Source organism: Bordetella flabilis, from assembly GCF_001676725.1.
GTDB lineage: Bacteria > Pseudomonadota > Gammaproteobacteria > Burkholderiales > Burkholderiaceae_B > Bordetella_C > Bordetella_C flabilis.
Genome location: NZ_CP016172.1, coordinates 281,524 through 293,775 on the forward strand (window position 1 = coordinate 281,524; position 12,252 = coordinate 293,775).

Annotated in this window: 10 protein-coding genes; 2 read left to right on the forward strand and 8 right to left on the reverse strand. The window is 68.5% G+C overall.

The genetic code is table 11. The features are described from left to right. Positions 1 to 48 precede the first annotated feature (48 nt). The 7 genes from BAU07_RS01325 to BAU07_RS01355 all read right to left on the reverse strand — a co-directional run bounded on the left by BAU07_RS01325 (position 49) and on the right by BAU07_RS01355 (position 9,183). A complete protein-coding gene (locus tag BAU07_RS01325; RefSeq protein WP_066653016.1) occupies positions 49 to 792 on the reverse strand; it encodes a S1 family peptidase in 744 nt (247 codons plus the stop codon). Between the two features lie 969 nt (positions 793 to 1,761). Then, a complete protein-coding gene (locus BAU07_RS01330; RefSeq protein ID WP_066653018.1) occupies positions 1,762 to 2,772 on the reverse strand; it encodes a Bug family tripartite tricarboxylate transporter substrate binding protein in 1,011 nt (336 codons plus the stop codon). An 80-nt stretch (positions 2,773 to 2,852) separates the two neighbouring features. Then, entirely contained in the window at positions 2,853 to 3,851 is a 999-nt protein-coding gene (locus tag BAU07_RS01335) for an isopenicillin N synthase family dioxygenase (protein ID WP_066653020.1), read from the reverse strand. Positions 3,852 to 3,891: 40 nt separating this feature from the next. Then, positions 3,892 to 4,605, reverse strand: a complete 714-nt coding sequence (locus BAU07_RS01340) for an SDR family oxidoreductase (RefSeq protein WP_066653031.1) — start codon at positions 4,603 to 4,605, stop codon at positions 3,892 to 3,894. Between the two features lie 13 nt (positions 4,606 to 4,618). Then, the gene (locus tag BAU07_RS01345; RefSeq protein ID WP_066653034.1) at positions 4,619 to 7,108 is read right to left on the reverse strand and encodes a branched-chain amino acid ABC transporter ATP-binding protein/permease; all 2,490 of its coding nucleotides are present in this window, start codon (positions 7,106 to 7,108) and stop codon (positions 4,619 to 4,621) included. Next, the gene (locus tag BAU07_RS01350) at positions 7,105 to 7,983 is read right to left on the reverse strand and encodes a branched-chain amino acid ABC transporter permease (protein ID WP_066653037.1); all 879 of its coding nucleotides are present in this window, start codon (positions 7,981 to 7,983) and stop codon (positions 7,105 to 7,107) included. Before BAU07_RS01350 ends, BAU07_RS01345 begins: the two co-directional genes overlap by 4 nt. A 15-nt stretch (positions 7,984 to 7,998) precedes the next feature. Continuing rightward, a complete protein-coding gene (locus tag BAU07_RS01355) occupies positions 7,999 to 9,183 on the reverse strand; it encodes an ABC transporter substrate-binding protein (RefSeq protein ID WP_066653040.1) in 1,185 nt (394 codons plus the stop codon). A gap of 293 nt (positions 9,184 to 9,476) precedes the next feature. Between BAU07_RS01355 and BAU07_RS01360 the strand changes: the two genes are divergently transcribed. Together BAU07_RS01360 and BAU07_RS01365 are read left to right on the forward strand one after the other, a co-directional pair. Continuing rightward, positions 9,477 to 10,406: a polysaccharide deacetylase family protein gene (locus tag BAU07_RS01360; protein ID WP_066653043.1), complete on the forward strand. Its 930-nt coding sequence runs from the start codon at positions 9,477 to 9,479 to the stop codon at positions 10,404 to 10,406. After that, the gene (locus tag BAU07_RS01365; protein ID WP_066653046.1) at positions 10,403 to 11,197 is read left to right on the forward strand and encodes a GntR family transcriptional regulator; all 795 of its coding nucleotides are present in this window, start codon (positions 10,403 to 10,405) and stop codon (positions 11,195 to 11,197) included. The genes BAU07_RS01360 and BAU07_RS01365 overlap by 4 nt, the downstream gene beginning before the upstream one ends. A 93-nt stretch (positions 11,198 to 11,290) precedes the next feature. Here the strand turns inward: BAU07_RS01365 and BAU07_RS01370 are convergent, their stop codons facing one another. After that, positions 11,291 to 12,214 (reverse strand): LysR family transcriptional regulator, encoded by a 924-nt coding sequence (locus BAU07_RS01370; protein ID WP_066653049.1) that lies wholly within the window; start codon positions 12,212 to 12,214, stop codon positions 11,291 to 11,293. Positions 12,215 to 12,252: the final 38 nt, after the last annotated feature.

The window sequence follows — 12,252 nt, forward strand, 5'->3', positions numbered from 1 at the left end:
TGGCGGCGGGCGAGGAGTTCGCCGCGCCGCCCGTGCGGTGCGGATGGGCTACGCCGCGGGTGCCCCGTCGGGGCTCGCGTTCCATGCGCGGAGCTGCGCCTTGATGGAGTCGGCGTATGCGCACAAGGCGACGGCGTGGGATTCGATATGGGCCCGCGTCGCGGAGTCGAAGATGGAGCCGCTATGCACGCCGATCTGTGTCTGGGTAGAGGACATCAGAGGGCTGCCGGAGTCCCCCCGGACGGACGTCCTGTTGTTGCTGCGCAGCGTGGTGCCCCAGGCTTCATCGAACGCAATGCTGGAGACATCCGTGGTTTGTATGCCCATCTGGTCCGATAAGGTTCCTATGCTGCGATAAGCCTGTGCCGGGCCGAGGCTGGCCTCGCAGTTGTCCTGCTCGGGTATGGAGGCGGTAATGGCGCCTTCTTCCGGACGGACGGGCGCAGGCAGTTTGATGAGCGCGAGGTCCGGCTTCATGTCTTTGTTCTTGTCGTGGATGCGGGCCCAATTGGGCTGGACGTCATCGCGGACGACGGTGATGGCGTGCGCGAAATCACGGCCATAGCGGGTCACGACGCTGTCCCAGTTGCCGCGCAGGCAATGGCCGGCTGTCAGGACGACGTTGTCGGCGATCAGGGAGCCGTGGCATTTCTTGGCGGCGCCCAGGCCTTGCCAGACGTCGATTTTGACGTAGTTGGTCTGCACGGGTTTATAGATTTTGACGTCGGGCGGTGGGCTATGGGAGAACCAGGTCTCCAGGGCGGCGACGGCCTTGCGCAGGGTATCGCGCATGGAGTGCGGTTCGTGAACGGTCCGGGGTGCCGGGACCGTGGCGCGGTCGGCAGCGGATGTCAGGGAATACGCGGTGGCAGGCGGGGCGCGCGGCGTTGGCGGTGCGCTGGGGGGCTGGTACGAGGCGAAGATGTTTTCGCCCGTTTCAGGCTGCGTTTTTTCAGGCTTCGGTTGCGGTGCGGGGCGGTGGGCGGGTACGGAGAGCGCAGGAGTCGAGGAAGGGTATGTGGCCATGGACACTGTGTGTGGGTACGAGGGTGGGAAGGTGACGTGTCAGGCTGCATCGTGATCGGCGCAGCATGGCATGGGGCCGGCGGGCTGGGGGTCTTGCGGGGTCGAGGTTCGTGTATCGATGTCGCCATGGGTTCCGGGGGGGCGATAAGACGGCGCAGTTTTTCATGGTCCGTCCGGCGGGGTGGTCGCCTGCCGGGGACGGCCCGGGCGGGCGCTGCGGCGCGCGGGCGCCGCAGACCACTTCGCTCGCCTCGTCCGCCGGCCGTTCGATGGCGGGTTTCTTTTTGGCGGGGTGCCGGCTCGGCTGCCTTCGGCATCCGCTCGTTCGCCCTTCACGGGCCGTCCCCGGCAGGCGACCACCCCGCCGGACTGCGGCATCTTTGATTCACGGGCGCTGCGTGCGTCTGTTTCCTTGCCGCTGCGCTTTGCGGTGTGTGCTGATGGAAGGTCTCGGCGCGCCCGCCGATGAGCGGCCCGCGGGGACCGCTCATCGGCATACGATTTTGAGGGTTTTGCGGGCATCGGCAGATTTTCCAGCATCCGCGCCTGTGCAGCGCGAATCACCGATGGCTGTTGCCGGTCTGCGTGTTGGCCGAGTGGCGGCCGGAACGCAGGGGGCGGCGGCGACCCTTCAGCAAAGATGGCCGGGGTCCGGCGCGGATGCGCCGGCGTCCAGGCGTAGCGCCATCGGGCGGTAACCGGAGTCGGTATGGCAGCCCTGGCCGCGGCTGCCGGTTATTCGACGCTGACCTTGGCTTCCTTGACGACCTCGGCCCAGGTCGCGTGTTCCGCCGCGATGGCTTTCTGGAAAGCGGGGGCGGGGGTGTAGATGAGTTCCGCGCCCTGGGCCGCCATGGCGGTTTTCAGGTCGGGCATGACGAGGACTTTCTGCAGGGCCTGCGCGATCACGTCGATGGCGGCCTGGGGTGTGCCCTTGGGGGCGACGAAACCGAACAGGTTGTCCGCCTGGACGCCCGGGACGCCCGCTTCCTTGAGCGTGGGAACGTCGGGCAGCAGGCTGGCGCGCGAGCCGGAGGCCACGGCGAGGACTTTCAGTTTGCCGGCCTGGATGAGCGGCATGGAGCCCGGAATGCTGTCGAACATGAAGCTGGACGAGCCGGTGACGAGTTCGGGCAGGGCCTGCGAACTGCCCTTGTAGGGTATGTGGGTGGCCTTGACGCCGGTTTTCAGGGCGAAGAGTTCGGCTTCCAGGTGCGATAGCGTGCCGGTGCCCTGCGAGGCAAAGTTGTATTGGCCTGGCTTGGCCTTCAGGTAGGCGACCAGTTCGCCGACATTGTTGACGGGCAGGGATGCCGGCACTTCGAGGATGTGCGGGACGATGCCGACGCCGGCGATGGGCGTGAAGTCGTCGATCAGGCTGGCCGCCTGCTTTTTGTAGAGGGCGGCGGCGATGGCCTGGTTGGTGACGGCGGCCAGGTAGAGGGTATAGCCGTCGGCCGGCGCCTTGGCCGCCGCGACCAGGCCGATCGCTCCGCCGGCGCCGGGGCGGTTCTCGACGATGACGGATTGCTTGAGCTCGATGGAGAGCTTCTGGCTGATGGCCCGGGCCAGGATATCCGTGGCCCCGGCCGGCGGGAAGGAGATGATGACCTGGATGGGCCGCTGCGGGTAGTCGGCGTGCGCCGCGGTCACGCTGGCGGCGGTCAGGCCGAGTCCGAAGGCCAGGGCCCCGAGGGCGTGGGCCAGTCGGCGCAGGGCCGAGGTGGGGCGAGGCAGGGTAGGCATGGTGGATCTCCGGTCGGGAAGAAAGGATAGCCGGCCTTTGCGGAGGCCGGCATTTTTTTTGAAGGTGTTGCCGCGACGCGCTACATGGTGGCGTTCTGCGTGGCGACGAACATGGCGCGCAGGTGTTCGCCGGACGTGGTGGGCGGGTACTTGGCCGGCTCGCCGGGCCTGCGGCAGGTGGGCAGGCATTCGATGCGGGCGTCGTAATTGGGGTTGTGGAAGAAGACGATGGATAGGCGGCGGCTTTCGGCCTGCGCGCTCGGCGGAGGGTTTACCACCCGGTGCAAGGTCGAGACCCAGCGGTCGTTGGTCCAGCGCGCCATCAGGTCGCCGATGTTGATGATGAAGCAATCGGGCACGATGGGCACGTCCACCCATTGCCCTTCGGCATTGAAGACCTGCAGACCGCCCGGGCGGTCTTCGGTGGCCAGGATGGTCAGGCTGCCATAGTCGGAATGCGCGCCGGCGCGGATCTGGCCGGGCAGCGGCGGCTTGTCCGGCGCGGGATAGTTGCGCAGCCGCAGGCGGCTGATGTGGCGGTCGATCTTGTCGTCGAAATGGTACTCGTCGAGCTCCAGCGCCATGGCGAAGATGCGCATGAGCGTGCGCGCCAGCGCACCCATGGCGCGGTAATACTCGGTCCAGACGGCTTGCAGGTCCGCCGGCGCGGCGGGCCAGATGTTGGGCGCGAAATGGCGGCCCGCCGCGGGAGCGTGGGCGTAGGCGGGGTCGGGCGGGTCGACCGGTCCGATCATCAGGCTTTCGTTCAGGTCTCCCGCCATCGCGGTTTGGTCGCGGGAACGGCCCACCGTTTCGTCTTCCAGGCCGATGTAGCCGCGCGCCACGTCGATGCCGGGGCGCGCGATGCGTGTCTTCTCGGCCAGCGGCAGGTCGAAGAAGCGGCGCGATACGTCGCGCATGCGCGCCATGAGGCCGCCGTCGATGCCGTGTCCCGAAATGATCAGGAAGCCGATGTCGCGGCAGGCCTGGTCCACCGAGCGGGCGATGGCCTGCTTCCCGGCGGCGCTACCGGCCGCGAAACGCGAGATGTCGATGACGGGGACTTGCAGGAGCTTCATGGGGCGTACCTCTGCATAAGCTTGGAGTGGATGGTCCGGCTCAGGCGACTGCATCGCCGCCGTCGACGAGCAGGGTCGCGCCGGTGATGTAGGGATTGCCGGCGAGCGACAAAATGGCGTGCGCGACCTCTTCCGGCCGGCCGATGCGGCGGACCGGGACGCGCGCGGCGTAGGCGTCGAACTTGTGCTGGCGCGCCCCCGGGTCCAGCTTCTGCCACAAGGGCGTATCGACGACGCTGGGGGATACGGCATTGACGCGCACGGGCGCCAGTTCCAGCGCGAGGCCGCGCATCAGTCCTTCCAGGGCGGCATTGATGGCGCCTTGCAGCACGGCGTCGCGGTTCGGCCGGACGCTGAACACGCCGGACACCAGGGTCAATGAACCCTGCGCGCGGATGCGGCAGGCCCGCGCGACATGGTAGGCGCCCCAGAACTTGCTTTGCATGGCGGCGCGGGCGTCTTCCAGCGGCAGCGCACGCACGGTATCGCTGCGCGTCTGCGAACCGGCGACGACCACATGGTCCCAGTCTTCGTGGGCAAGGAAGAAGCGTTCGACGGCCGGGGCATCGGTCAGGTCGACACAAGCGCATTGCGCGATGGCCGGATGCCTGGCGCGCGCGGCGGCCAACCTGTCGGCCGAGCGGCTGGCGATGGTGACCTGCGCGCCGCGCGCGCCGGCCAGCGCCGCCGTGGCCAGCCCGATGCCGGCGCTGCCGCCCATGACCAGGATGCGTTTGTCGTGGAAGTCGTCCATGTTCGTTCCTTGGTCAGTGCGCGCCCAGGTAGGCTCGTGCGAGTCCTTCGTCGCTCGCGATGGCCTGGGCCGTGCCCTGGGCGACGATGTGGCCGGCCTCCATGACGTAGGCACGGTCGGCCAGGGCGAGGGCCAGCCCGGCCATCTGGTCCACCAGCAACAAGGTCATGCGCTGCGCGCGCAAGGCGTCCAGCGACGCGAACAGTTCCGCGATGACCTTGGGCGCCAGGCCCAGCGAGGGTTCGTCGAGCAGCAGGATGACGGGCCGCGCCATCAGGCCGCGCGCCAGCGCGAGCATCTGCTGCTCGCCGCCGGACAGCAGGCCGGCGCGCTGGTGCAGGCGTTCGCGCAGGCGTGGGAAACGGTCCAGCATCTCCTGCACGCGCGCCTCGCCGTCGCGCGGATGCAGGAAGGCGCCCAGGCGTATGTTGTCCAGCACGGACAGGTCGGGGAAGACTTGCCGCCCTTCGGGAACCAGCACCACCCCCAGCTTGACGATGGCTTCGGACGACAGGTGGTCCAGGGGCCGCCCTTCGAGGTGCACGCCGCCCGCCGTGGCGCGTTGCAGGCCGGCCAGCGTGCGCATCAGGGTGGACTTGCCCGCCCCATTGGCGCCCAGCAGGGCCACCATCTCGCCCTGGCGCACCTGCAAGTCGATGCCATGCAGCACGGGATTGGCGCCATAGCCCGCCACCAGCCCGCCCACGCCCAGCAATTCGTGCCCGGGCGTGCGGGGTTCGCCGTCGCGCGGCGGGCCCGGGGTATCGGCCTGTTCGCCCAGGTAGGCCTTGCGTACGGCGGGGTCGGCCTGGACATGCGCCGGCGTACCGACGGCGAGGCGCCTGCCGGCATCGAGGACCACGATGTGATCGGAGATGCCCATGACCAGGGTCATGTCATGCTCGACAACCACTACGCTCAGGCCGGCGTCAGCGATGCGGCGCAACAGCCGCGCCAGTTTTTCCTTGTCTTCGCGGCTCAGGCCGGCGGCGGGCTCGTCCAGCAGCAGCACGTCGGGATCCGCCGCCAGGGCGCGGGCGATTTCGACCAGCCGGCGGTCCACGTGGGCCAGGCCGTCGGCCGGCAGGCCGGGATCGCCGCTGTAACCGCAGAAGGCCAGCAGCGCGCGCGCCTGCTGCCGGTGCGCCGGCGAAGCCAAGGGGCCGCCGGCCAAAGGCGGCCCCAGGCGGCCGCGCGCCATCGCAAGCGCGACGTTGTCCTGCACGCTCAGGCTGGGGAACAACTGCGAGGTCTGGTAGGTGCGCGCGATGCCGCGCCGCGCGATGCGGAAGGCCGGCAGGCCTTGCAGCCCATGCCCCTGCAGCGAGAACTCGCCGCTGCTGGGGACATAGAAGCCGCTGAGCATGTTCAGCGCCGTGGTCTTGCCCGCGCCGTTGGGCCCGATCAGGCAGGTGACCGCGGCGGGCGGGACGTCGAAGTCCAGTTCGCTGACGGCGTGGACGCCGCCGAAGGTCATGCCCAGGCCGCGTACCCGCAGGGTCGCGCGCGGCCGCGGGCCCAGCGGCATTCCGTCGGCCGGCTGCGGGGGCGTGACGCGGCTGCCCGCGGGATGGCGGCCGGCGCGGGCCCGCAGCCAGCGTCCCGCCGCCCCGGCCACGCCCTGCGGGGCCAGCCACAGCACGATCAGCAGCAGCGCACCGAAGAACAGCAGCCGATAGGCTTCCAGCGAGGCCAGCAGTTCCGGCAGGACGCCGACGATGACGGCGCCCACGATGGGGCCGGCGACCGTGCCGGCGCCGCCGATCACGACCACGAGCACGAACAGGATGGACTGCATGAAGCCGAAGGTGTCGGGCGTGACAAAGCCGGAGAGCGGGGCGAACAGGCCGCCGGCCAATCCGGCCAGCCCCGCCGAGATCGCGAACGCGGCGGTCTTGATGACCAGCGGGTTCAGGCCGACGGATTCCGCCGCTGTTTCGCTGTCCATTACCGCGCGCATGGCGGCGCCCCACATGCCGCGCGCCAGGCGCGCATACGCGCCCAGCAGCACCAGCACGGCGGCGATGGCGACCATCGCGATCCCCTGTTCCGGCGCGAGGCCGCCGAACGATGGCGCGGGAATGCCCATGATGCCGTTCTGGCCGCCGGTCAGGTCTGGCATCTCCACGATGGCATGCTGCACGATGAAGCTGAAAGCGATGGTGATCATCGCCAGGTAAGGACCTTTGACGCGCAGCGCGGGCAGGGCCAGCAGGCCGCCGGCAGCGGCGCTCAGCAGCACCCCTGCGGCCCACGCCGGCCAGAAGCTCCAGCCGGCGTGGCTGGTCAGGACGGCCACCGTATACGCGCCCAACGCGTAGAAACCCACGTGTCCGAACGACACCTGCCCCGTCAATCCCAGCAGGACATTCAAACCTATGCCGACGATGGCGACCAGGGCCACATTCGCCAGCACGAATACGTAGTAACTGTTCAGTGTCGCCGCAAGGCCCACGCAGAGGATGGCGCCCGACAGCGCACAGACCGTCGCGGCGCGGCTCATACCTTGCGCACTCCCGCGCGCCCCAGCAGGCCGTCCGGACGGATGGCAAGCAAGGCGATGACCAGCCCGAACGTAATGATCTGCGTGTACCCCGAACCCAGGTAAGCCGCGATGAGCGCTTCGGCAATGCCGAACAGCAGCCCGGCCAGCATCACGCCCCAGGCGCTGGTGATGCCGCCCAGGATGGCGACGGCGAAAGCCTTCAGGCCGAATAGCGTGCCCATGTCCGCGCTCACATTGAACAGCGGCGCGATCAGGATCCCCGCCACGCCGGCGAAGCATGTGGACAGCGCGAAGGAGGCAGTGATGGCGCGGCGGATCGGGATACCCATCAGGCGCGCCGCGTCGCGGTTCTGCGCCACGGCCAGCAGCGCCTTGCCCCAGCGCGTGCGGCGCGATACCACGTGCAGCGCGGCCGCCATCGCCAGGCCGATCGCCGGTATGAGCAGGTGCAGCGCATAAACGCCCAGGCCGACGCCGCCCACCGTGACCTGGCTGCCGACGAGCGGCGAGGGCAGGCTGCGCGGCTCCTTGCCGAAGGTGTGCATGATGAGGTTGTCCAGCACGATGCCCAGGGCTACCGTGGACATCAGCCAGGCGTTGGAGCCCCTGCTGGCGAAGGGTCGCACCGCAAGCAGTTCGACCACCGCGCCATACGCCGCGCAGACGGCCAGCGCCAGCACCACGGCAATGGCCATGGGCAGGCCGGCGCCCTGCGCCAGCGCGAAGCACACGACCGCACCCAGCATGACTGAACTGCCCTGGGCGAAGTTCACCGTGCCCGACACCGCGTATGTCATGGTGAAGCCCAGGGCCACCACGCCGTACATGCTGCCCAGGCTCAGGCCGGTAATGAGTGCCGACAGAAGCTGCACGCTGTTTCCCGGCGCTCAGGGCTTCATGCCGACGGGCACGATGCGGTTGTCGATGAACTGTGCCCAGACGTAGTCGTTTTCGCTCAGCGCGTCGTGCCGGGTCGCGCTGAAGGGATGGATGTAGACCTTGATCAGCCCTTCGTAGCGGTCGATCCCGTAATAGCCCTGCCGGATCTTTTCGCCGTCCGTGGAGCCCGCGTTCGCGATGGCCAGGGCGGTCAGGCGCATGCCGTCGTAGGCATTGGCCACGCCCACGGCCGGCGTGATGTCGCTGGCCTGCTTGATGTCGGGATACCTGGCCTGCAGCGCGGCGACCACTTTGGTCCCCACGGGCGAAAGCTTGCCGTAGAAGCTGTACGTTTGCACGAAGTGCACGTTGCTGGCGTTGGGACCGCCGAGTTCGGTGAAACGGCCGCCGGCCACGCCCCAGTGCGAGACCACCGGCACCTTCCAGCCCATGCGATCCATCGATTTCACCACCTGGGCGGCCGGCCCCACATTGGCGACGAGGAAAATCGTGTCCGCGCCCGCGGCCTTCAGGCGCGTCAACTGCGGCGTCACGTCCACATCGCTGGCCTCGAATTTCTCGCTGGCCACGGGTTCCATGCCTTGCTCCTTGAGCGCGGCGACCAGGCCCTTCTGGTTGGATTCGCCCCAGGGGTTGTTGATCATGAGCAGGCCGAAACGGGAGGTGTTGAAGGTCTTCCGGGCGTAGGCCAGCATGCCCTTGTCCACCAATTCGTCCACGGCCGAGACCCGGAAGACATAGTTGTCCTTGGCGCCGTTGCGCGTGATCGCGGTGCCCGCCGCCCATGGGTTCATGAAGGGCACCTTGGCCTGGTTGGCCAGGGGTGCGATGGCCAGGGCCACGGGCGTATCGATGCCGCCGAAGATGACGGCCACCTTCTCGCGATAGATCAGTTCGCGCGCGGCAGTCACGCCCTTGGCCGGATTGGATTCGTCGTCGCGCCGCACCAGCTCCAGGCGGCGTCCGCCGAGCAGGCCGCCTTGTGCATTGACTTCATCGATAGCGATCTGCAGGCCACGCGTGATGGCTTCACCCGACAGCGCCGATTGGCCGGACAGCGCGGCGACCAGGCCTATCTTGATCGGCTCGGCGGCGTGGCCGCAAGGCAGCCAGCCCAGGCCGAGCGTGGCCAGGACGAATGCGGCGAAGGTACGACGGGACGGTCGATTCATGGTTTCCCCTGGCATTGTTGCTTTGACGTGGCGTGACGTACGGCAACCGGTACTGATGCAACAACCATGCCAATTTCAGGACGCGCGAAGCGCGGCGATGCGACGGATATTTTTGTCAGCGATCTGCGCGAATTTTTGTCGGCAAAAAATATCGGATTGGAGATAATGTGGCGGCGCCCGGCGGCCCGCGTCACGCATGCGACGAGCGGTCAGGCGTCAATGCGGTGCACGGCGTGCCGCGATCCGTGCATCGCGCACCGTGGCGGCGCATCCCACGCAGGACCGAGACTCCAATGACGACACTCTCTCGTTTCAACACGCTGGCGACACACGACCGCTTCGACTATTCGCCCATCGCCGAACGTGCCGATTACGCGTGGCCGGGTGGTGCGCGGCTGGCGGTCTACCTGGGTTTCAACATCGAGCATTTCGCCTTTGGCGAAGGCTTGGGGGCCAAGCTGGGCGCGGCGCTCGCCGAGCCCGACGTGCTGAACTACTCGTGGCGCGAGTATGGCAACCGCGTGGGCGCATGGCGCTGCCTGGAACTGTTCGACGCCTTGGGCTTCCCGGCGGGAATCATCGCCAATACGTCGGTGTTCGACCATTGCGGCTCGCTGATCGAGGCCTGCCTGCGGCGCGGCGACGAACTGATCGGGCATGGCCACACCAATTCGGACCACCAGAGCTCGCTGCCCGAGGCCCAGGAGCGGATGCTGCTGGAACATTGCCGCGACCGCATCGCGGCGCTGGGCGGACAAGCCGACGGCTGGTTGTCGCCCTGGATTGCCGAGTCGCGCGTGACGACGGACCTGCTGGCGGAAACGGGTTACCGCTATACGCTGAACTGGGCGCATGACGACCAGCCCGTGCGCATGCGTACGCGCGGCGGCCAGCCGTTCTGGTCCATTCCCTATCCCCAGGAGCTGAACGACATCCCGATGATCGTGGCGCGGCAGATGGACGCGAAGGATTTCGCGCAGATGATCATCGACAACTTCGATGAGATGCTGGCGCAGTCGGCGCGCCAGCCGCTGGTCATGGGCATTGCGCTGCATCCCTATCTGGTGGGCCAGCCATACCGGTTGCGCCACCTGCGGCGCGCGCTCGCGCATATCGCGCAGGCGCGCGACCGCGGCGGTATCTGGCTGACCACGCCGGGCGCGATTTGCCGGCATGTCGAGACGCTGGACACGGACGCCCGGACCGGGGAACGCGCGGCATGAAGAAGGCGGGGAAGGCCGCCACCACGGCCGCCAGGCCGCGCGGACGGCCGAGGGTCCGGCCGGAACCCCTGGCGCCGGTCGCCAGCGTGCCCGCCGACGGAATACCAGGTGCCCACGAAGGCGATACGGAAACGCATATCTACCAGGCCGTGGTGCAGAGCGTGCTGGCGCAGCGGCTGAAGCCCGGGACGAAGCTGCCCGAAGCGGCGTTGTGCGAGCTCTTCGGCGTGGGCCGGCTGATGGTGCAGAAGGTGCTGCAGCGGCTGGCGCGCGACCATGTCGTCGAGTTGCGCCCGAATCGCGGCGCCATCGTCGCCATGCCCACGCGCGAGGAAGTCGCCAAGCTGTTCGAGGCGCGCCGCGCACTGGAAGCGGCGATCGTGCCGCTGGTGGCGCGTCACGCCACGCGCGCGGACTATGCGGCGCTGCGCAGGCATCTGCGGGAAGAGCACCGGGTCCTGCACCGCAGCGCGCAGGCGCAGTGGGCCGTGCTCGCCAGTGCCTTCCACGTCAAGCTCGCGGCGCTGTCGCGCAATCCGATGCTGCAACGCTATCTGGACGAGACGGTCTCGCGCTGCGCGCTGGTGGTGGCGGTGTTCCAGCCGCCGGGCAACGCGACCTGCGAGCATGACGAACATGTGCTCGTGGTGGACCTTATCGAACGCGGCGATACCGCGGGCGCCATACGCGCCATGGACCGCCATCTGCGCGACCTGGAGGCGCATATCAGCATCGTGCAGCAGCCGGCATCCGACAGCCTGGCCACGATGCTGGGCCTGGCGGATGGGTGAAAGGCGCCGCAGGCGGGCGGGCGCAACGCAGTAGGCCTAGGCACGCCGCGCGGATGCCGTTTCCGCGCGCTTGCGCGGTTCCGGCATCGCCGCTCAGGTGCGGCGCGCCGGCGCGTCCTCCGCCAGCGGGGTGCAATACGCCTTCAGTCCGCTATGCAGCAGTTGGACGGCGGGGGAGAACTGCTTGCGGTGCGGGCAGATCAGGTTGAAGGGCGCCGGTTCGCCGGGGACGTGCGGCAGCACCAGCTCCAGGTGGCCGGCCCGGACGTCGGCGCCGACGTCCAGCCATGACTTGTAGGCGATGCCCTCGCCGGCGAGGGCCCAGCGATGCACGGCGTCCGCGTCATCGGTAAGCAGCGTGCCGGACACCGGGACGACATGGCGGTCGCCGTTATCGCCAAAGCGCCACTTGTCGTAGGGGCGGCCGTGCATCATGTACAGCAGGCAGTTGTGCTGGCCGAGCGCGGCGATGTCCTCCGGACGCCCATGGCGTTCCAGGTAGGCGGGCGCGGCAACCAATACGCGCCGGTTGTCCGGCACCACCGGCAGCGCGATGAAACTGGCGTCGGCGACCTGGCCGTAGCGCAGGGCGATATCGACCGGATCGCGGAAAACGTCGGTGATGCCGTCGGACAGGAACAGGCGCAGGGTCAGCCCGCTATGCTGGCGGCGGAACGAGGCGAGCCAGGGCAGGATCAGGTTGCGCCCGATATCCGAAGGCGCGGCGATCTGCAAGGTCCCGTGCAACTGGGCGGCATCCTGCGGTCGCAGGCACTCGCTGCCTTCGCGCAGGGCGTCGAGGGCGTTCTTGGCATAGGGCAGATAATGCTCGCCTTCGGCGGTCAGGCGCAGGCTGCGGGTGGAACGCGCGAACAGGCGGATGCCCAATTCCGTTTCCAGGCGCTTGATGGCCGCGCTGACCTGGCCAGGCAGCAGGTCTACCTCGCGCGCGGCGTGGGAAAAGCTGCCGAGCGCGGCTGCGCGCACGAACAGGGCCAAGTCGTCCAAACGGATCATGCCGGATCGTCCCAGAAGAGTTGGCGCATTTTGCCGCT